We start from the raw sequence: 19467 nt of genomic DNA, 5'->3' as shown, positions 1-19467 counted from the left end.
CGTAGCCAGGTGCGCCGCCCAGGTCAGGCTGCCCGGGCCGGTGGCGGTGCTGGTTCGGCGTGCCCGGCAGGCGCACAGACGCGCGCCGCTGGGAACAGGATGCTGAAGACACTGCCTTTGCCCAGCGTGCTCTGGATGTCCAGGGTGGCCTCGTGACGCAGGGCGACGTGCTTGGCGATGGCCAGCCCCAGACCGGTGCCGCCCGTGGCGCGCGAACGGCCCCGGTCGGCGCGAAAGAAGCGTTCCGTCAGGCGTGGGATGTCTGTCGGGTCGATGCCGATGCCGGTGTCCAGGACGCGGTAGGCGGCGCCCCCGTCCGGGGTCGGTTCCCAGCGCACGGTGATCGTGCCGCCTGCCGGGGTGTAGCGCACCGCGTTGGTCAGCAGATTGCCGATGGCGGAAGCCAGTTCCGTGTCCTGGCCGCGGATGCGCAGGGTTTCGTCCAGGTGGACGTCGAAGACGTGCTGCCCGCCGGACAGCGCCTGGGCCTGGGCCTGGGCGGTACGAGACAGGGCTGCGATGGAAACGGGGCCGCCTTCCTGGTTGGGAGTCGATTCCAGCGAGGACAGGGTCAGCAGGTCGGCCACCAGAGCCTGCATATTGTGGGCCTGCTGGGCCATCAGGTCCAGGTAGTGGCGGCGCTGTGCTTCGGTCAGCGCATCGTCGGGCAGATCCTGCAAGGTTTCCACGAAACCCAGGAGCACCGTCAGGGGCGTGCGCATTTCGTGGGATACGTTGGCGACGAAATCCTTGCGGGTGTTTTCCAGTCGTTCGATCTGGGTAATGTCGCGCGTGACCATCAGGAACTGGCCGACCCCGTAGGGGGCCAGGTGCAACGACAGCGTGCGGGCCTGCATGTCGCTGCCCAGATGCAGGATCAAAGGCTGGTCCCAGGTGTCCTGGCTGGCGTAGCGGGCGAATTCCGGCGCGCGCACGATATTCAGGATGCTGTGGCCGCGATCCCGTTCCAGGTCCAGGCCCAGGTGGCTGGCGGCGGTCTGGTTGCACCATTGCAGGGATTTGTCCGGTGCCAGTGTCAGGGCGCCGTCGGGCAGGGCCTCGGCGGCCAGCAGGGCGCGATGGAAATTGCGCGCGCGGTCCTGCAGGTCCAGGCGGTTCTGCTTCAGTTTGCGGTAGATCGGTGCCAGGATCTCGTCCCATGGGCCGACCGAAGGCGGCGGGGGTTCGTCGATGGCACGCACCCAGCGGGCGATACGCGACAGTTGCAGGCCGCTGATCAGCACCATCATCAGCAGGCCCAGGGCAAAGACTGCCCAGCCGGTGGCGGCGCCCAGCCAGGCGCCCAGCAGCCAGCCGCCCAGTGCCCAGAGCGCGATGGAAACAAGCGTCTTGCTCATTGCGGATGTGTGATACTGAAACGATAGCCTGCCCCGCGCGAAGTCTGGATGACGCCTTCCAGGCCGGCAGGTGACAGGGCCTTGCGCAGGCGGCGGATGTGGACGTCCACCGTGCGTTCCTCGACGAAGACGTGATCGCCCCAGACCTGATCCAGCAGTTGGCCTCGGCTGTACACGCGTTCCGCATGCGTCATCAGGAAGTGTAGCAGGCGGAATTCCGTCGGTCCCATGGGCAGCGGCTGACCGTTGCCGGATACGCGCCGGGAATCGGGTTCCAGCCGCAGTCCGCCGGCCTCGATCGGGTCGCGGGTCAGTTGTGGCGCCCGGCGGCGCAGCAGGGACTTGATGCGCGCCAGCAGTTCACGCGGGGAAAAAGGCTTGGTGATGTAGTCGTCGGCCCCGGCCTCCAGGCCATCCACCTTGTCCTGTTCGGCGCTGCGGGCGGTCAGCATGATCAGCGGAATGTCGCGGGTGCGGGTATCGCTGCGCAGCTGGCGGGCCAGGCGGATGCCCGGCAGGTCGGGCAGCATCCAGTCCAGCAGGATCAGATCGGGCAGGATTTGCTGGATCTGATCCTGCGCCTGCTGTGCGCTCAGGGCGCTGCGCACGCTGTAGCCGGCATGCTGCAGGTTGATGGTCAGCAGTTCCTGGATGGCGGGTTCGTCTTCAATGAGCAGGATGGTAGCGGGCATGGGGCAAGTCTCACGAGGCGGCAAGGTCCGGTGCGGGGGTGCTGTTCCGGACGCAGGAGCGCGTGTATGGCACGCTTGTCATCATACGGTCGCATTATTTCATTGATGTGACGCTGTCACATAGGGCACGGCCTGTACCGTTTTGGGTCTTCTACAGTGGTACGATACGCGGATCATGAGTACACCCGCACCAGATGCCGGCCAGGGGCCGCAGACCCATTTCGGTTTCGAGACCGTCCAGGAAACGGACAAGGCCCGCCGCGTGGCCGAGGTCTTTCATTCCGTGGCCTCGCGCTATGACGTGATGAACGACTTGATGTCGGTGGGGCTGCATCGCGTCTGGAAGGCCTTCACCATTGGCCGCGCCCAGGTGCGCCCAGGCATGCGGGTTCTGGACATTGCCGGGGGCACGGGAGACCTGGCGCGCGCCTTTGCCCGTCGCGCCGGCCCCGAAGGCCAAGTCTGGTTGACCGACATCAACGATTCCATGCTGCGCGTGGGCCGCGACCGTTTGCTGGACAGCGGCGTGGTCGTGCCAACAGCGGTCTGCGATGCCGAATGCCTGCCGTTTCCCGATCAGTATTTCGACCGGGTATCGGTGGCGTTCGGCCTGCGCAACATGACGCACAAGGACCGTGCCCTGGCGGAAATGCGCCGTGTCCTGAAACCGGGCGGCAAGCTGCTGGTGCTGGAATTTTCCCGTGTGATGCCGGCCCTGGCGCCTGCGTACGATTGGTATTCCTTCAATATCCTGCCGAAAATGGGCCGGTTGGTGGCGGGCGACGAGGCCAGCTATCGCTACCTGGCCGAATCCATCCGCATGCATCCGGACCAGGAAACCCTGGCCGGCATGATGCGCGAGGCCGGCCTGGGGCGGGTGCAGTACTTCAACATGACGGCCGGCGTGGTCGCCCTGCACGAGGGGATCCGGCTGGACTGAACCTGCCCCCATGCTGCGCGGGGGTTCGGTTTTGTGGTATTTTTCAGGTTCATTCAGCTTTCTGTCAGGTTGCCGGTGTGTGCATGCATTGCGGCCCTGTCCCTAGGAGACTCCATGAACCTTCGCCTACCCCGTTGGGCCGCTGCTGCAGTGCTGCTGCTGGCTGCCCTGACCCTGCTGGCCGTGACCCAGGACGCGCATGCCCGCCGCCTGGGTGGTGGCATGAGCTTCGGTCGCCAGTCCACCAATGTGCTCAAGCAGCGTCAGGCCGTGAAGCCGCCTGCCGCGCAGGCCACCCCGCGTGCCGCCACGCCCGCTGCGGGCGCAGCTGCAGGGACGGCGGCGGCTGGTACTGCAGCCAAGTCGGGCATGTCCCGCTGGCTCGGTCCCATCGCCGGCATTGCGGCCGGTCTGGGGATCGCTGCGCTGCTGTCCAGTCTGGGGCTGTCGGGTGCCTTTCTTGAATTCCTGTCCAGCGCACTGCTGATCGGCCTGGTGGTCTTTGCCGTCATGTTCCTGGTGCGCCGCCTGCGTGGGACCCAGCAGCCGCTGGCCCGCGCCGCCGCAGGTGGGGCAGCGTCGGGTAACCATTATCGCCAGTCGGCGCCGCAGAACGGGGGCTTCGATCTGTCCGGCAGCCGCCCGGCGCCGGCCCCGGCTGCGTCCGCCGCTCCGGTGATCGAGGCCGTGTCTTCCGTCCAGACCCAGGATCCATCCTGGTTCATCCCGGAAGGCTTCGATGTGCCAGCCTTCCTGGATCAGGCCAAGCGCCAGTTCACGCATGTTCAATCCCTGTGGGATGCCGGCGACCGTGATGGCCTGCGTGAATTCCTGACGGACGATCTGCTGGCCGAAATCACGCCCCGCCTGCCCAGCCCCGACGAAGGCAATCGCACCGATGTCGTATTGTTGAACGCTGAACTGCTGGGGATCGAAACCGTGGCCGGGGGCCATCTGGCCAGTGTGCGCTATTCGGGCATGCTGCGTGAATCGGTCGGATCCGAGGCCTTCCATTTCGAAGAGGTCTGGAACCTGTACAAGGCGGATGGCGCTGGCTGGCTGCTGGCCGGCATCCAGCAGACCAACGCGCGCTGACCGGCTGCGCAGCCCTGGTTTTTGCGGCCGCCCCCCCGCCATGGGGATGGGCGGTCGCTTGCGTTCGGGCCTGCCTGCCCCTTACGCAAAACCGGTAAACTGGGGCCTGCGCCCAGACCCGGCGCGCACGGTCCCATCGTCCATGATCATGCCTTTTCCCTTGCCCTTGCCTTTTCCTGCCCCTTCCGAAATCCTGTTGCGGGGGCTGAATGCGTTGCTGCGCCGAGAATCCTGGGCCAGTGAACGGCTGATGGTGCAGGCCGGCAAGTCGCTGCGCCTGACGGCGGGCGAACCCTGGACCTTGCAATGCGTGATTGCAGCCGATGGCACCTTGCGGGCCTGCGACCGGGCCGTGGTGCCTGACGTCGTGCTGTCCATTCCGCCCGAGCGCCGCCGCGACCTGCCCGGTGCCTGGCGTGACGAAGGCCTAGCTGGCGTCACGGGTCTGGCACGGATCCAGGGGGATGCCGGTCTGGCGCATGTGGTGTCCGATCTGGCGCGCAGCTTGCGTTGGGATGTGGAAGACGATCTGTCGCGTCTCGTCGGCGATGTGGCGGCGGTGCGCCTGACCCGAGGCGCACGCGAGTTGGCTGGTGGCCTGACCCAGGCCGCGCGACGGATGCAGGACAATCTGGCGGAATATCTGGGCGATGAATCCGGCCTGGGTGTCCGGAACACGGCATTCCAGGCCTGGATGGTGGACCGCCAGACACTGGAATCCCGGCTCGAACGCCTTGACACCCGCCTGCGGCGGCTGGAGGGCGGGACATGCTGACCTTCCTGCGCCTGGCCTACATCCTGTGGATCGGCCTGCGCTACCGGCTTGACGAATTGCTGTTGTCCGGCATCCAGCACCCCTGGGCGCACAGGCTGCTGAAGATCGTCCGCCTGGGACGGCGCCCCCGTCGTCCGCGCGGTGAACGCCTGCGCCTGGCCCTGGAAACCCTGGGGCCGATCTACGTCAAGTTCGGTCAGGTGCTGTCCACGCGCCGTGACCTAGTGCCCCAGGACATTGCCGACGAACTGGCGCGGCTGCAGGATCGCGTGCCGCCTTTCCCGTCTGACCAGGCGGCCGCCATCATCCGCGAATCCCTGGGGGATACGCCCCAGAACCTGTTTGCCCGATTCGAGCGGGACCCTGTGGCCTCGGCGTCCATCGCTCAGGTGCATTTTGCCGAGCTGCACGATGGCCGCGAAGTCGCGGTCAAGGTCCTGCGCCCGGGGATGCGCGAAGCCATCGAGCGCGACCTGACACTGCTGCGCACGCTGGCGGGTCTGGTCGAGCGGATGGCGCCCGATGGGCGGCGGCTCAAGCCGCGCGAGGTCGTGGCCGAATTCGACAAATACCTGCACGACGAACTGGACTTGATCCGCGAAGCCGCCAACTGCAGCCAGTTGCGGCGCAATTTCGGCCCCGACACCGGCCGGGCTCACTTGTTGCGGGTGCCCGAGGTCGTCTGGGAATACTGCGCCAGCCAGGTCTTCACCATGGAACGCATGCGCGGCGTGCCGGTCAGCCAGGTCGATCGCCTGCGCGCGCTGGGGGTGGATATCCCGCTGCTGGCGCGCCAAGGGGTCGAGATCTTTTTCATGCAGGTGTTCTCGGACGGTTTTTTCCATGCCGACATGCATCCGGGCAACATCTATGTGTCCGACGACCCGGAAACACTGGGGCGCTACATTGCCCTGGACTTCGGGATCGTTGGCTCTCTGTCGGAATTCGACAAGAACTATCTGGCGCAGAATTTCCTCGCCTTTTTCCAGCGTGACTATCGCCGGGTCGCCCAGTTGCACATCGAGTCCGGCTGGGTGCCGCCCACCACGCGCGAAGAAGAACTCGAAGGCGCCGTACGCGCCGTCTGCGAGCCCTATTTCGACCGGCCTCTGGCAGAAATTTCCCTGGGTCAGGTATTGCTGCGCCTGTTCCAGACCTCACGGCGCTTCAATGTGGAAATCCAGCCCCAGCTGGTGCTGCTGCAGAAAACCCTGCTCAATGTCGAGGGCATGGGGCGCGAACTGGATCCGAACCTGGATCTTTGGCAGACGGCCAAGCCCTTTCTGGAAAAATGGATGCACCAGCGCGTCGGTCTGCGGGGCTTGCGTCAGCGCCTGGACCAGGAAGCCAGCCAGTGGTCGCAGATCCTGCCGCAGATCCCCCGTCTGGTCTATGCCCGCCTGAATCATCCTGACCCGGGACCGGCGATGCGGGCCGAACTCGAACGCCTGCGCCGTGCCCAGGACCGTTCCAATACCTTGCTGGCCGTGCTGTGCGGCATATTGGCGACTGGCCTGGCCGTGGCGGTCTGGGCGCTGACGCGCGGCGCAGGTGGTGTCTGATGATGGCGCCTGCCCGCTTCGAATCCAAGATCCTCGATCGTGCCGCCTGCGAACAGGCCGTGCGCGCCGGACATTTCCTGCGGCCACTGATCTTTACCAATGGCGTGTTCGATATCCTGCATCGCGGTCACGTCACCTATCTGGATCAGGCCGCCCAACTGGGGGCCACCTTGATCGTGGGGGTCAATACCGATGATTCCGTGCGCCGTCTGGGCAAGGGGCCCGACCGGCCCCTGAACGGGCAGGCCGACCGGGCGGCCCTGCTGGCCGCCCTGGCCTGTGTGGATGGGGTCGTGCTGTTTTCCGAGGATACGCCGCTGGAACTGATTCAGGCCCTGCGGCCTGACGTGATCGTCAAGGGCGGCGACTACGACATGGATGCGCTGCCGGAAACCGCTGTGGTGCGCGGCTGGGGCGGACGAGCCGTGGCGATCCCGTTCGAACACCAGAGATCGACCACGGCGCTGCTGCGCAAGATCAGAACTTGAAGCGTGACCGCGCCGTGCCGCGCAGGGGCTTGACGTAAGTGTCGAACAGGTACGTCGTGTCGAAATTGGCCGCGCTGGTGCGGGTGATGCGGCAGACCGTCATGATGGGTTTGTGGCCGACGATGGCCACCAGGCGGCCACCCACGGCCAGCTGGTATTTCAGGGCGTCGGGCACCGAAGGGACCGAGCCGGTGATCAGGATGGCGTCGTATTCGGCCGTGCCCCAGCCGGCATGCGCGTCGCCGGTTTCCAGGGTGACGTTGTGCACCTGGCAGCGCGCGAGGTTTGCCTGGGCGAATGCGGTCAGGCGGCTTTCGAGTTCGATGCTGGTGACCTGCTGACACAGCCGTGACAGCAGGGCCGCCTGATAGCCCGATCCGGTGCCGATTTCCAGCACGCAGTCGGTCGGCTGCAGCAGCAGTTCTTCGGCCAGTTTGGCTTCGACCTTGGGGGACAGCATGGTTTCGCGGGTGTCGATGCCGTCGATGACCAGCGGCAGTTCAGTGTCCGCGAAGGCCAGGGCGCGCAGATGCGGCGGGACGAAGCGTTCGCGGGGCATGTCGAAGACGGCCTGCAGCACCTGTTCGTCCTGGACGTTCCAGGGACGGATCTGCTGTTCGACCATGTTGAAGCGGGCGCGATCGGCGTCGGTGATGTCGTTGGCGTTCATGTCGCGTGGATGCACCTAGGATTGATTCGAGCCTGATTATAGGCCAGCCGCCCGGGTGGTGGGCTTGCGCGGGATCAGGCCAAGGCCCCCCAAAGGGCGTGGAAATGATGCACTGGTCCGTGACCTGTGCCGACGTGCAGCTGGCCGGAGGCCGCGATGGCGTGTTCCAGCCAGCGCTTGGCGTGGCGGGCCGCCTCGGGCATCCCGGGGGCGCGGGGCAGCAGGGCCGCCAGTGCGGCCGACAGCGTGCAGCCGGTGCCGTGTGTGTTGGGCGTGTCGATGCGGCGGCCCGGCAGTTCGATCAGTCGGTCGCCGTCGTGCAACAGGTCGATGGTGTCGTCGCCCGGCAGGTGGCCGCCTTTCAGGAAGACCCAGCGTTCGCCGTCGTCGGCCAGCAGCCGGCGCAGGCGTTCGGCCACGCGGCGCATGTCTTTCAGGTTGTCCACCGGGCTTTGTTCCAGCAGCACGCCGGCTTCCGGAAGATTGGGTGTGATGACCGTGGCCAGCGGGATCAGGCCCTCGCGCAGAGCGTCCACTGCCTGGCGTTCCAGCAGATGATCGCCGCTCTTGGCGACCATGACGGGGTCCAGCACCAGATGCGCCGGCTGCCAGTGCGCCAGGCGATCGGCCACGACACGGGTGACGCCGGCCTGGCCCAGCATGCCGATCTTGACCGCGTCCACGCGCACGTCGGCAAACAGCGTGTCGATCTGGGCGGCAACGAATTCCGGTGGCACCGGGGCGATGCCGGTGACCGCATGGGTGTTCTGCGCGGTCAGCGCGGCGATCACGGCCATGCCGTAGGCGCCCAGCGCGCTCATGGTCTTGACGTCGGCCAGCACGCCGGCCCCGCCCGAGGGGTCTACGCCGGCAATTGACAGGGTGTTGGGAATCATCGCGGTCTCCATGCAGAGGGGGCGCGCCGGAGCGGCACGCCCGGCGAGCGCAAGAGCCGGTAAGAATCAGGCGGCCCGGGTCGAAGGCAGCAGGCCTTCGGTGGGCGAACTGGGGTCGGCGTTGTAGTATTTGCGCGGGATGCGGCCGGCCAGGTAGGCCTCGCGCCCGGCTTTCACGCCCAGGCGCATGGCGTGCGCCATGCGGATCGGGTCACGTGCGCCGGCAATGGCGGTGTTCATCAGGATCGCGTCGCAGCCCAGTTCCATGGCGATGGCCGCGTCCGAGGCCGTGCCCACGCCGGCGTCCACCAGCACGGGAACGCGGGCCTGGTCGATGATCAGGCGCAGGTTCCAGGGGTTGACGATGCCCATGCCCGAGCCGATCAACGAGGCCAGCGGCATCACCGCTGCCACGCCGATGTCTTCCAGCATGCGGCACTGGATCGGGTCATCGCTGCAATAGACCATGACCTGGAAACCGTCGGCCACCAGCGTGCGCGCGGCGGCCAGGGTTTCGGGCATGTTGGGAAACAGATTGCCGGCATCGCCCAGGACTTCGAGCTTGACCAGATTGTGGCCATCCAGCAGTTCGCGCGCCAGGCGCAGCGTGCGCACGGCATCGTCGGCGGTGTAGCAGCCGGCCGTGTTGGGCAGGATGGTGTAGCGGTCCGGCGGCAGGAAATCCAGCAGATTGGGTTCGCCCGGGTTCTGGCCGATATTGGTGCGGCGGATGGCGACGGTGACGATTTCCGTGCCACTGGCCTCGATGGCCTGGCGGGTCTGTTCGAAATCGCGGTATTTGCCGGTGCCGACCAGCAGGCGGGAATGGAAGACGCGGTCGGCGATGATGAGAGGGTCTGGGGAGGTCATGATGGCAAGATTCGGTGCGGAACGAATGAAACGGGCCGCCGTGGGGCGCGGCGGCCCATGTTGCAAGGATAATCCATTTGCGGGATGGCGTTGTCAGACGCGCACGTGATGTGCTGGGGCGTGCAGTTTGTCTATGCCATTCGTAATATATGTTGGTTTATGGATAAAATGGGTGCTTTGTCTTATTGGATCGAACTTGTGCGGCGGGATATGCCAAGAGCTGCGCGACACCAAAAAGGGGGAAGAAACATGTTGGGATCCAAGAAAGCCCTGGCTGCAGCCTTGGCAGCGACCCTGTTTGCAACCGGCTGCGCCACGGATGGCAGTGGGGGTGGCTGGGGAACCAAGCAGTCGATTGGTACCGCGGTCGGGGCAGTTGCTGGCGTGCTCCTGGGCAGCCAGATCGGCGGGGGTTCGGGCCGCACGGTTGCGATGATTGCCGGCGCGTTGGCCGGTGGCGCGCTGGGCAATTGGATTGGCTCCAATCTGGATGCCAAGGATCAGGAAGCCCTGGCGGCCAGTACGCAACGCGCTCTGGCCAGTGGCAAGACCCAGACCTGGGCGTCCGATCATAGCGGTGCCAAGGCCACCATCCGTCCGGTTGCGTCCAAGACGCAGACGCACGAAGGATCCCTCAAGCGGTCCCAGAATGTCGTTCAGGTCAAGACGCTGCATGCATTGAACGAGACCTGGCAGGCCAAATCCTCGACCAATTTGCGGGCTGGCCCCAGTACGTCAAATGCCAAGATCGGCAGTCTGTCCAATGGGCAGACGTTCACCGCCTTGGGTCGGACCGAGAACGATTGGATCGCCGTTGGTCGTAAAGGGGTGACGGTTGGCTATGTCTATGGCCCGTTGGTCAAGCCGGTTGCGGTGGCCAAGGCCGACCAGGCGATCGATCTGGATACCATGACGGTCGCGCAGGCGCAGTCGCAGGGTTTTGATCTGGATGCGATCGAACCCGCAAAACCGGTCGTGGACCAGATCGCCGTCCAGACGACATGCCGCACGGTGCAGTATGACGTGACGACAGCCCAGGGCAGCGAATCCAAGACGGTTGATGCGTGTCAGCAACCGGATGGCGCATGGCAGATCGGGTGATGCAGATGGATCAACGTGTCTGGGTGCTGGCCGTGGCGGGGGCCTTGGCAGCAAGCCCTGTGTGGGCCGAATCTTCCCGTCTGGCCTTTTCCAAGGCGGAAAACGTCGAAATCTTTGTCGAACATGCTACAGGGACGCCGTGGTGCTCGGAGCAACCTGATTTGCGTGTGGTGTTCCATGGACCAGCAGACCTGGATGCGCTGGGGCGCCTGATGCCCAAGCTGGGTGCCTTGATGGCACAGCAATGCCCGCAGGCCAGCGCCTTGACCTGGCAGGGGCAGGACAAGGCGGGCAAGGCCGTTGCGCGTGGGACCAGCAGCAAAACAGCGCAGTGGCAGATGGTGGTAGCGCCTGTGTCTTCCGGCACTGGCGAGGCTGCGGTTGAGGCCCCAGTTGAGGCCCCAGTTGAGGCCCCAGTTGTAGCAGCGGCTGCGGCGACTCCCTCGGATCCGAGCACGGCAGCAGCGGTTCCCCCCGAAGCACCTGTCGTGTCGGCGCAGGGTGGAGACAATGTGCGTGTCGCTGCGTCGGACCCGAAGGAGACTGAGCCAGCCGTCATTGCCAAGGCAGAGGCTGAAAAGCCGGCGCCTGAGCAGGCGCCGGCCGAGCCCCAGCAGGCGCGGGCTTTGGACACCCTGGGTGCGGCTGATTTCGACGTCAAAGGCTGGAAACCGCAAAACGAAGCCGCTGTGCTGGCGGCGTCACCCTTTCTCAAGGAAATGCAGGATCAGAATGGCTGCAAGATCCGTGCCGGGTTCAATCTTGGGCAGGATGCGCAGTACGTGTCTCTGTTGTCCGAAGGGGTGACATGTGCGGCAGACGGCTATGCCCAGGGGGCGGGCAAATTGACTTTGCAGCGTTCGGATGGCGCGGTGATCGGGCGCACGAACAAGCTGTATTTCAACCATGGCTATGCTTTTGATGAACCGGTTCAGACTGCGGCGCTCGTGGGAACCAATGGCCGGGATACGCTCTGGTTCGGCTTGGGCAACAACCCGGCGTTTCAGGCGTATTTTCTGCTGCGGGTACGGGTGGCACCCGGTTATGTGATGGCTCCGTTGAATGTGGGGGGCAATCTGGATGTCATGACGGCGCAGGACAGTATTTTCAGGCAGGCGGCCGATATCAGCCAGGCCTTGAATGCTTCATTGACGGCGTTGCAGACGGTCGCCCTGCCTCAGGCGCGCTCTGTCCATGTGCGTTTCGCAGACACCCTGGAAGGTGCGCTGACCGAGGATCGCGAACACATGATGTACGCCATTCGGGCCAATCGCGACTGGAATTACGCCAAGCGAGTTGCGGTGGGAGACTGGAAGTTCCAGTTGGCGCGTGCAGACAACTACGTGTTCTCTCGTGAGCAACGCAAGGCCGAACAAGAACGTCTGCGTCAGCAGCAGGCCGAACGCGCAGAAGCACAGCGCCAGCAGCAGCTGGCCTGGGAAAGGCGGCTTGCCCTGCAGAATCAGGCCCGGCAGGCCGAGCGGCAATTGGCGCAGTATCAGGAACTGGTCGACAAGGACAAGGCCGCGCCGGATAGCCTGTTGCGCCAGTATTTCATCCGTTCGACGCCCTATGTCCCCTTCCAGGGGCGCGCCTATGCGCGCCTGTACGCCGGGGGGACGATGGATTTTCAGCAGATCGTCCACGTCAGCGGGCACGAGGGTGCCGATGCAGTGGTGGATTTCCCCTATGACTTGCGGATCGTGGGTGGTCGGGACCTGAAAAAGTCCTGGTATGCGGTTCGTGGCAAGGCGGCGACGGATTCGAAACGGCTGGACAAAGACGGCCTGTCGATGACATTGGTCACGCCCAGTGCCGATAGCGGGGTGCAGCCTTGCAAACAAGAGGGCTGTACCGATTTGGCCGATCCACTGGCGGTCATGCGCCTGTTGCATGGCATGCCGGACTGGACGCCAGAGGCAGCACAGCAGCAGATTGATCAGGCCAGGTCTGAGGGGTGATGGAAATGGACCAACGAAAGAAAGTCCTGTCCCTTGGAGGGGCAGCAGCAGTCGTCGTGGTGGGGGGCTGGTTGGTGGCATCCTCGGTGGCGACCAATCGTGCGGAAGACGCCTTGTATCGGTTTCTGGATCAATACAATTTGCGTGATGTTGTGCATTGGCGGGATCTTTCCGCATCCCCGCTGGGCTCCGCAACCCTGAAGGATGTGACGATTCGGCTGGGCGGTGGCAAGGACGCGGGGCAAGTCACCATCGAGCGCGTCATCTTGTCCGATCTGGAAAACTCTGCAGACCGCAAGACTGCCCACATCGAAATGCGGGCGGTATCCGACCGGGATGGTTTCAGTCCTCTGGCACAAACCGATCTGATCCAGGCCGGTGGGCGTACCGATCTGCCGCCTTTCTCGTTCGATCTATCCTGGGACTTGAATGGTCAGGCGGACCAGGGAGGATTGCGCTTTTCCCTGGATCAGCCCGATGCCTTCCGCGGGAGTTTCAACCTGGACCTGACGCGCGTGCGCGACCTGGTGCGCTGGGTGGATCGCCTGGGGGACAGCAAGGCCGAAGAAATCCCCGGCATGCTGGGCGGGGCTGCCTTTTTCGGGCCTTTGGGTGTTCTGGCGGCTGTCGGTCAAAAACTGCAGCAACTGGAAATCCGCGCGGTGCACGCCAGTGTGAAGGACGAGGGCTATGCGCAACGGGTTCGCGCCCTGGTGGCGCGGCACGGTTTTGCCGCTGTGCCCGGACAGGGTGCGGCTGCCAAGCAGCGTGCCAAATGGCTCCAGGAAAAAGCCGACGAGGGCAAGAAACAGTGCAAGCACGATCCCGAAGCGGTGTTCGATGGGGCGCCGTTGCAGCGTGATGACTGCCTCGCATTGCTGGACTTCCTGACGGGCGGATCATCCTCGCTGTCGATGAACATGGCGCCGGCGCGCCCAGTGTCCTTGGAGCAGTTGTTCAGTGGGGGTGGGCGGCGCGATGCGTATCGTCCCCTGCGCTTGCTGGAAATGCGCCTGGACAATTGATGCTTGGCTGGCTGGCATTAGCCAGCCTCAAGGCCGCGCGCGGCTGTCGCGCAGGTCTGCGCAGATCGTTTCGGCCGCAGCCACCAGACGCGGCCCTGGCCGGTGCAGCTGGTCGGGGTCGATGGCGTAGATGCGGCCCGTGCGGGCCGCTGCCAGGCCGTGCTGCGCCCACCACGCCCGTCGTGCGGCCAGGGTGTCGTGACCAGAGGGTGACAGGATCAGCACCTGGGGATTCAGGTGCAGCACCGATTCCACGCTGATCTGCGGCGCGGGGATCGTGCTGTCGGCGTAGGGGTTGACGCCGCCGCAACGCGCCAGCAGATCGTTGGTCAGCGGGTCCCGGCCCAGTGTGTACAGCGGATCGGCGCTGATCTCGATGAAGACCGTCTGCGGTGGAGGTGGCGCTGGCCGCAGGGCGCGGATGCGGCGCTCCAGGTCGCGCGCCGTGTCTTCGGCGGTGCGTTGCGTACCCAGGCGCGCGCCCAGGTCGCGAATCAGTTGGGGGATGTCGTCCAGCGATTTCGGATTGGTGTAGATCAGGGGCACGCCCAGCGGGGCCAGGCGCTGCGCCAGCGATCGTGTCACGTCGGACGGCTGCCAGCCGATCACCAGGGTCGGGCGCAGCGCCAGGATGCTTTCCTCGCTGAACTGGATGCCGTCGCCGACGCGCGGGATGGTGCGCGCCTCAGGCGGATAGTCGCTGCTCAGGACGGTGCCGACGATGTCGGCGCCGGCCCCGGCGGCGTAGACCAGTTCGGTGGCGTTGGGCGCCAGGGTGATGATGCGGGGCGAGGCTTCGGTCGCGTGGACCGTGCCGATGCACAGGCAGGTGGCGGCCGCCAGGCCCAGGATGCGCCGCCGCATCCTGCCGCCGAAGCCGTCCGCCGCTCGCCTCATCGCTACATCCGCCAGGACAGGTTCACGAACACATTGGATCCCGGTGTGTTGTAGCCATCCACCAGCACGTAGTTCTTGTCCAGCACGTTGTTCCAGCGCACCTGCACGCCCAGTGACTTGCTGAAATCATAGGTGGCGGTCAGGTTGACCAGGGAGAAGCCGCCCAGGCGGGTCTGTTCTGTCCTGAACGTGGCGGAGTTGTAGACGTTGTCGTAGCGGTTGCCGGTGTATTGGTATTCCGCGCCCAGTTTCAGGGCCTGGATGCGGTGTTCGACGCCCAGGTGGAAGACCTGGCGGGCGCGGCGAATCAGCTGGCTTTGGGTGCCGGGGGCCGGATCATCGTTGCGTGGATCAAGAAAATCGGCACTGGCCCGGACGGTGGTGCCGCCGAAATCGTGCTCACCGGACAGCGTGATGCCGCGGATCGTGGCGCTATCCAGGTTGTTGGTCTTGAACAAGGCATTGTCCCAGACGATCAGGTCGCGGATTTTGTTCTGGAACAGCGTCAGGCGTGCCTGGGTTCGTTCGCCTGCGTAGGCAATATGGGCTTCGATGTTGCGGGATTTTTCCGGCTTGAGATCCAGATTGACGGAGCCGGGGTAGTACATGTCGTTGAATGTCGGCGCATGAAAGCCCGTATTGCCCGCGATCCCGATCTGCCAGGCATCGGTCAGATCGAAATCCAGACCCAGGCTACCGGTCGTCTGGTTGCCGTAGTCCGTGTAGTTGTCGTTGCGCACACTGGCCTGGGCATGCAGCCGCTCGATTCGGCCCTTGTAGATCAAGCCGATGGCATTCGTATTCCGGTCCGTCCGGTCATAGCGCGTGTGGGCCTGGATCCGTTCCTCGGTTCGTTCGGTGACCAGCGATAGACGATGCTGCGGCAGGAATTGCCAATTGTTCTGCCAGGAAAAAATACGACGCAGGCTGCTGGTATCGTCGAACGTGGCGGGGTTGCGCGATTCGACGGTGTCCTTGTTCCAGCCAAAGCGCAGGACACTTTCCCATTGATCGGTGATGCGGTCCGTCGAGGTGATCGCGTAGGCTTGTTGCCGATACAGGCTATAGACGTTTTCCAGGGGGAAGCTGGCCCAGGTCAGGGGATCGTAGCCGGCGGCATCGAAGTCCCCATCGGTATAACCGTTGTAGGCGCTCAGGCCGATGTGGTGGCCTTCTGCCCAGCGATAGCCCAGCGTGCCGGAAACCGCATGGCTGCGGTAGCCGTCCTTGTCCGGAGAGTGCATGTCGTTGGGGGCCTGATTGGAGAACCGGGGGCGTTGGACGTCAAACCCCTTGCTGGTCGCCGCGCTGGCCGAAAAACTGTAGTCCCAGCCCTGGGCGGCGCCTGACAGGCCCAGGCTGGATTTGGCGGTTTCATGGGTGCCGTAGCCTGCATTGGCCCAGGCGGACAGAGGGCGGTCCTGCACGCCTTTTTTGGTGATGATATTGATCACGCCGCCGATGGCATCCGACCCATACAGGCTGCTGGCGGCGCCGCGCAGGATTTCGATGCGTTCGACCATGGCCGGGTCAATGGCGGGGAATGCGGCGCCTCCGGATGTGGATCCGTTGACGCGCATGCCGTCGATCAACACCAGGGTCTGGTTGGCATTCGCGCCGCGCAGGAACAGGCTGGTGATCGTCTGCGGCCCGCCGCTGTTCGTGAACTGCACCCCCGGCGCCCGCCCGATGATCTCGGCGATGCTGTCGCCGCGCGCCTCGGCCAGTTGCTGCGGGCCGATGAGGGTGACGTCGCCGATGGCGTCGGCCAAGGGTTCGGCACTGCGGCTGGCGGTGACGACGATATCCCGCAAGGTGGGGACGGTGGATTCCGGGGGGGGGGATTGGGCCGTGGCGGCCAGGGGAAGCAGACAGCAGGCAGCCGCAAGGCGGCGCGCAATGAAGACAGACATGACGAGGCCCTGTATGGCGCGCGTCCCCGCACGCCGGAATGGAAAATCGCCCGTGGGCCGTGTGGTCCGCCCGCATGTGTGGGGATGCCGATGGCCGCGCCGGGCGGGTCAGGTGTCGAAGCAGGCCGGTATCGGGCTGGCATGAAATCATGCGCACCGTTGCGGGGGCAGCACAGCTGGGCTCATGGGTGAGCCGTCTGTTTCCCGTTTGAATCCGTCGACACCCGGTGGGGGTGCCGATGGATACCTGTTTCGCCGCGCACTATAGCATGTGGCTTTCCCGGGGCGCGTGGATTTTTTCGGGAAACCGCCGTATTACTTTAAATATGAAGCGGCTGGATGGGCCTGCAGTGCCGCTGCCCTGGCGGGATACGCGACGATACAATGGGCCTTTCCCTGTCTTGCCTGGACTGCTCCGTGACCTACCCAGCCTTGCCCCATCCCATCGAATCCTATACCCGGGGCGCCGAGTTCGTGCGCCTGCTGGGCCAGCGCATCGTGGTACTGGACGGGGCCATGGGCACCATGATCCAGCGCTACAAGCTGACCGAGGCGGATTTCCGGGGGGACCGCTTCACAGATCATGACCGCGACCTGAAGGGCGACAACGAATTGCTGTCCCTGGTGCGGCCCGACGTCATCCGCGAGATCCATCGCGCCTATCTGGATGCCGGTGCCGATGTGGTCGAAACCAATACCTTTGGCGCCACGCGCGTGGCTCAGGGCGACTATGGCCTGCCGGATCTGGCGTATGAACTGAATGTCGCCTCGGCGCGGCTGGCGCGCGAGGCCTGCGATGCGGTGGCTACCCCCGATCATCCCCGTTTCGTGGCCGGGGCGATCGGGCCGCAGCCCAAGACGGCGTCCCTGTCGCCGGACGTCAATGATCCGGGCGCGCGCAACGTGACCTTCGAAGAACTGCGCGTGGCCTACACCGAACAGGTCAACGGCTTGATCGATGGCGGCGCGGACCTGCTGCTGATCGAAACCATTTTCGATACGCTGAATGCCAAGGCGGCCATTTTTGCGATCGAAACCATTTTCGAGGACCGTGGCATCCGCCTGCCGGTGATGATCTCTGGTACGGTGACCGATGCGTCCGGGCGCATTCTGTCGGGGCAGACGGTCGAGGCCTTCTGGAATTCCGTGCGTCACGCACGCCCCGTCACCATCGGCCTGAACTGTGCGCTGGGCGCGGCATTGATGCGTCCCTATGTGGCCGAACTGTCCAAAATCTGCGACACCTACGTCTGTGTCTATCCCAATGCCGGCCTGCCCAATCCCATGGCCGAGACGGGTTTTGACGAAACACCGGCCGACACTTCCAGTCTGCTGGAAGAATTCGCCCAGGCGGGATTGGTGAATGTGGTGGGCGGCTGCTGTGGCACCACGCCGGATCACATCCGCGAGATCGCCCGCAAGGTGCGCTTTCTGCCGCATCGGCAGCCGCCGGTCATTCCGGTCAAGACGCGCCTGTCGGGCCTGGAGCCGCTCAATTTCGATCGTGACACGCTGTTCATCAATGTGGGCGAGCGCACCAACGTCACCGGCAGCAAGATGTTCCTGCGCCTGATCCGCGAGGAAAAATTCGACGAAGCCCTGTCGGTGGCCCGCCAGCAGGTGGAAAACGGCGCCCAGATCATCGACGTCAACATGGACGAGGGCATGCTCGATGCCCTGGCCATCATGCCGCGTTTCCTGAACCTGCTGGCGTCTGAACCGGACATCTCGCGTGTGCCGGTGATGATCGACAGTTCGAAATGGCCGGTGATCGAGGCCGGCCTGCGCTGCGTGCAGGGCAAATGCGTGGTCAACTCGATTTCCATGAAAGAGGGGGTCGGGCCTTTCATCGAGCAGGCCAGGCTGTGCCGCAAGTACGGGGCTGCCGTGGTGGTCATGGCGTTCGATGAGGATGGCCAGGCCGACAGTCTGCAGCGGCGCATCGATATCTGTTCCAAGGCCTACGACATTCTCGTCAATCAGGTGGGTTTCCCGCCCGAGGACATCATTTTCGATCCCAACGTCTTTGCCATTGCCACGGGCCTGGAAGAACACAACCGCTACGGCCTGGATTTCATCGAAAGTGTGGGCTGGATCACGGACAATCTGCCGCATGCCCGCACCTCGGGCGGCATTTCGAACGTCAGCTTTTCGTTCCGGGGCAACGAGGCCATGCGCGAGGCCATTCACGCCGTCGTGCTGTATTACGCCACCCAGCGCGGGCTGACCATGGGCATCGTCAATGCGGGTCAGCTGGGCGTCTATTCCGAACTGGATCCCAAGGTCAGGGATCTGATCGAGGACGTCGTCTTCAACCGCGAGACCCCGCTGGGCCGGACCGACCCGGCCGACGAGCGCACGTCCACTGAACGCCTGGTCGAACTGGCCGATACGCTGCGCGGCGCGGGCAAGAAAAAAGAGGAAGACCTGACATGGCGCCAGGCGCCGGTGCGCGATCGCCTGACGCATTCGCTGGTGCATGGCATCACGACCTTCATCGTCGAGGACACGGAAGAAGTCCGCCAGGAAATCATGTCGGCGGGTGGGCGGCCCATCGAGGTGATCGAAGGGCCGTTGATGGACGGCATGAACGTGGTGGGCGATCTGTTCGGTTCGGGCAAGATGTTCCTGCCCCAGGTGGTGAAATCGGCGCGCGTGATGAAACAGGCCGTCGCGCATCTGCTGCCTTTCATCGAGGAAGAAAAGCGCCAGCTGGCCGAGGCCGGGGGCGACGTGCGCTCCAAGGGCAAGCTGGTCATCGCCACGGTCAAGGGCGATGTGCATGACATCGGCAAAAACATCGTCACCGTCGTTCTGCAGTGCAACAATTTCGAGGTCGAGAACATGGGCGTGATGGTGCCCTGTGCCCAGATCCTGGGAAAGGCCAAGGAAATCGGTGCCGACATGGTCGGCCTGTCGGGGCTGATCACGCCCAGCCTGGAAGAAATGGCCTATGTGGCCTCGGAAATGCAGCGCGATCCCTATTTCCGCGAACGCAATATTCCACTGCTGGTGGGCGGGGCCACCACCAGCAAGGTGCACACCGCCGTGAAGATCGCGCCCAACTACGAAGGGCCGGTGATCTACGTGCCCGATGCCAGCCGTTCTGTCGGGGTGGCCACCAGCCTGATGTCCGACCAGGCCGATGCGTACATCAAAGACATAGCCGATGAATACGAACTGGTGCGCCATCGTCATGCCAACCGTCAGGCCACGCCGATGCT

Annotated in this window: 16 protein-coding genes and 1 riboswitch; of the genes, 9 read left to right on the top strand and 7 right to left on the bottom strand. The window is 64.5% G+C overall.

Annotated elements, in window-relative coordinates:
• Nucleotides 1-23: 23 nt before the first annotated feature.
• Both phoR and phoB read right to left on the bottom strand, forming a co-directional pair.
• Nucleotides 24-1358, bottom strand: coding sequence for a phosphate regulon sensor histidine kinase PhoR (gene phoR, locus RBR29_RS02450; RefSeq protein ID WP_320346887.1), 1335 nt, complete (start codon nt 1356-1358; stop codon nt 24-26).
• Nucleotides 1355-2050, bottom strand: a complete 696-nt coding sequence (phoB, locus tag RBR29_RS02445) for a phosphate regulon transcriptional regulator PhoB (protein WP_320346885.1) — start codon at nt 2048-2050, stop codon at nt 1355-1357. The genes phoR and phoB overlap by 4 nt, the downstream gene beginning before the upstream one ends.
• Before the next feature lie 175 nt (nt 2051-2225).
• On the opposite strand from phoB, the gene ubiE reads away from it, so the two are divergent.
• The 5 genes from ubiE (at nt 2226) to rfaE2 (ending at nt 6910) form a co-directional block, all read left to right on the top strand.
• A complete protein-coding gene (gene ubiE / locus RBR29_RS02440) occupies nt 2226-2990 on the top strand; it encodes a bifunctional demethylmenaquinone methyltransferase/2-methoxy-6-polyprenyl-1,4-benzoquinol methylase UbiE (RefSeq protein WP_320346883.1) in 765 nt (254 codons plus the stop codon).
• A gap of 114 nt (nt 2991-3104) precedes the next feature.
• Nucleotides 3105-4085, top strand: coding sequence for a TIM44-like domain-containing protein (locus tag RBR29_RS02435; RefSeq protein ID WP_320346881.1), 981 nt, complete (start codon nt 3105-3107; stop codon nt 4083-4085).
• 148 nt (nt 4086-4233) lie between these two features.
• Entirely contained in the window at nt 4234-4860 is a 627-nt protein-coding gene (locus tag RBR29_RS02430; protein WP_320346879.1) for a hypothetical protein, read from the top strand.
• Complete coding sequence (gene ubiB, locus RBR29_RS02425; protein ID WP_320346877.1) at nt 4854-6422, top strand: ubiquinone biosynthesis regulatory protein kinase UbiB; 1569 nt, start codon at nt 4854-4856, stop codon at nt 6420-6422. The genes RBR29_RS02430 and ubiB overlap by 7 nt, the downstream gene beginning before the upstream one ends.
• Before the next feature lie 2 nt (nt 6423-6424).
• The gene (rfaE2, locus tag RBR29_RS02420) at nt 6425-6910 is read left to right on the top strand and encodes a D-glycero-beta-D-manno-heptose 1-phosphate adenylyltransferase (protein WP_320346904.1); all 486 of its coding nucleotides are present in this window, start codon (nt 6425-6427) and stop codon (nt 6908-6910) included.
• Here the strand turns inward: rfaE2 and RBR29_RS02415 are convergent.
• From RBR29_RS02415 to RBR29_RS02405, 3 genes are all read right to left on the bottom strand, one after another.
• Nucleotides 6900-7580, bottom strand: a complete 681-nt coding sequence (locus tag RBR29_RS02415; RefSeq protein ID WP_320346875.1) for a protein-L-isoaspartate O-methyltransferase — start codon at nt 7578-7580, stop codon at nt 6900-6902. The genes rfaE2 and RBR29_RS02415 overlap by 11 nt on opposite strands.
• 74 nt (nt 7581-7654) lie before the next feature.
• Nucleotides 7655-8476 (bottom strand): bifunctional hydroxymethylpyrimidine kinase/phosphomethylpyrimidine kinase, encoded by an 822-nt coding sequence (gene thiD / locus RBR29_RS02410; RefSeq protein ID WP_320346873.1) that lies wholly within the window; start codon nt 8474-8476, stop codon nt 7655-7657.
• 66 nt (nt 8477-8542) lie between these two features.
• Entirely contained in the window at nt 8543-9346 is an 804-nt protein-coding gene (locus RBR29_RS02405; protein ID WP_320346871.1) for a thiazole synthase, read from the bottom strand.
• A gap of 249 nt (nt 9347-9595) precedes the next feature.
• On the opposite strand from RBR29_RS02405, the gene RBR29_RS02400 reads away from it, so the two are divergent.
• Genes RBR29_RS02400 through RBR29_RS02390 form a run of 3 tightly spaced genes read left to right on the top strand, consistent with a single transcriptional unit; the run spans nt 9596 to nt 13433 of the window.
• The gene (locus RBR29_RS02400) at nt 9596-10447 is read left to right on the top strand and encodes an SH3 domain-containing protein (RefSeq protein WP_320346868.1); all 852 of its coding nucleotides are present in this window, start codon (nt 9596-9598) and stop codon (nt 10445-10447) included.
• Nucleotides 10432-12408, top strand: coding sequence for a hypothetical protein (locus RBR29_RS02395; RefSeq protein ID WP_320346866.1), 1977 nt, complete (start codon nt 10432-10434; stop codon nt 12406-12408). Before RBR29_RS02400 ends, RBR29_RS02395 begins: the two co-directional genes overlap by 16 nt.
• A 5-nt stretch (nt 12409-12413) precedes the next feature.
• Nucleotides 12414-13433, top strand: coding sequence for a hypothetical protein (locus RBR29_RS02390; protein ID WP_320346864.1), 1020 nt, complete (start codon nt 12414-12416; stop codon nt 13431-13433).
• Nucleotides 13434-13460: 27 nt separating this feature from the next.
• Here RBR29_RS02390 and RBR29_RS02385 read toward each other — a convergent pair whose 3' ends face one another.
• Nucleotides 13461-14297, bottom strand: a complete 837-nt coding sequence (locus tag RBR29_RS02385; protein ID WP_320346862.1) for a cobalamin-binding protein — start codon at nt 14295-14297, stop codon at nt 13461-13463.
• 35 nt (nt 14298-14332) lie between these two features.
• Nucleotides 14333-16243, bottom strand: a complete 1911-nt coding sequence (locus RBR29_RS02380) for a TonB-dependent receptor (protein ID WP_320346860.1) — start codon at nt 16241-16243, stop codon at nt 14333-14335.
• A gap of 105 nt (nt 16244-16348) precedes the next feature.
• A riboswitch (cobalamin riboswitch) is annotated at nt 16349-16509 on the bottom strand.
• A gap of 151 nt (nt 16510-16660) precedes the next feature.
• On the opposite strand from RBR29_RS02380, the gene metH reads away from it, so the two are divergent.
• Nucleotides 16661-19467 (top strand): methionine synthase (gene metH / locus RBR29_RS02375; protein ID WP_320346859.1); only part of this gene is annotated, 2807 nt, incomplete at its 3' end.

Origin of the sequence: Castellaniella sp. (genome assembly GCF_034007085.1) — a bacterium.
Taxonomy (GTDB): Bacteria; Pseudomonadota; Gammaproteobacteria; order Burkholderiales; family Burkholderiaceae_B; genus Castellaniella.
The sequence above is the reverse complement of the archived record's forward strand: the minus strand, read 5'-3'. Positions and strand labels throughout refer to the sequence as shown.

Excerpts from the sequence above, each read along its gene's own strand:
- phoR (WP_320346887.1), bottom strand. The coding sequence starts at position 1,358 with ATGAGCAAGACGCTTGTTTCCATCGCGCTCTGGGCACTGGGCGGCTGG.
- ubiE (WP_320346883.1), top strand. The coding sequence starts at position 2,226 with ATGAGTACACCCGCACCAGATGCCGGCCAGGGGCCGCAGACCCATTTC.
- ubiB (WP_320346877.1), top strand. The coding sequence starts at position 4,854 with ATGCTGACCTTCCTGCGCCTGGCCTACATCCTGTGGATCGGCCTGCGC.
- RBR29_RS02395 (WP_320346866.1), top strand. The coding sequence starts at position 10,432 with ATGGCAGATCGGGTGATGCAGATGGATCAACGTGTCTGGGTGCTGGCC.
- RBR29_RS02435 (WP_320346881.1), top strand. The coding sequence starts at position 3,105 with ATGAACCTTCGCCTACCCCGTTGGGCCGCTGCTGCAGTGCTGCTGCTG.
- RBR29_RS02380 (WP_320346860.1), bottom strand. The coding sequence starts at position 16,243 with ATGTCTGTCTTCATTGCGCGCCGCCTTGCGGCTGCCTGCTGTCTGCTT.
- RBR29_RS02400 (WP_320346868.1), top strand. The coding sequence starts at position 9,596 with ATGTTGGGATCCAAGAAAGCCCTGGCTGCAGCCTTGGCAGCGACCCTG.
- RBR29_RS02415 (WP_320346875.1), bottom strand. The coding sequence starts at position 7,580 with ATGAACGCCAACGACATCACCGACGCCGATCGCGCCCGCTTCAACATG.
- RBR29_RS02385 (WP_320346862.1), bottom strand. The coding sequence starts at position 14,297 with ATGCGGCGGCGCATCCTGGGCCTGGCGGCCGCCACCTGCCTGTGCATC.
- thiD (WP_320346873.1), bottom strand. The coding sequence starts at position 8,476 with ATGATTCCCAACACCCTGTCAATTGCCGGCGTAGACCCCTCGGGCGGG.
- RBR29_RS02430 (WP_320346879.1), top strand. The coding sequence starts at position 4,234 with ATGCCTTTTCCCTTGCCCTTGCCTTTTCCTGCCCCTTCCGAAATCCTG.
- phoB (WP_320346885.1), bottom strand. The coding sequence starts at position 2,050 with ATGCCCGCTACCATCCTGCTCATTGAAGACGAACCCGCCATCCAGGAA.
- RBR29_RS02390 (WP_320346864.1), top strand. The coding sequence starts at position 12,414 with ATGGACCAACGAAAGAAAGTCCTGTCCCTTGGAGGGGCAGCAGCAGTC.
- rfaE2 (WP_320346904.1), top strand. The coding sequence starts at position 6,425 with ATGGCGCCTGCCCGCTTCGAATCCAAGATCCTCGATCGTGCCGCCTGC.
- RBR29_RS02405 (WP_320346871.1), bottom strand. The coding sequence starts at position 9,346 with ATGACCTCCCCAGACCCTCTCATCATCGCCGACCGCGTCTTCCATTCC.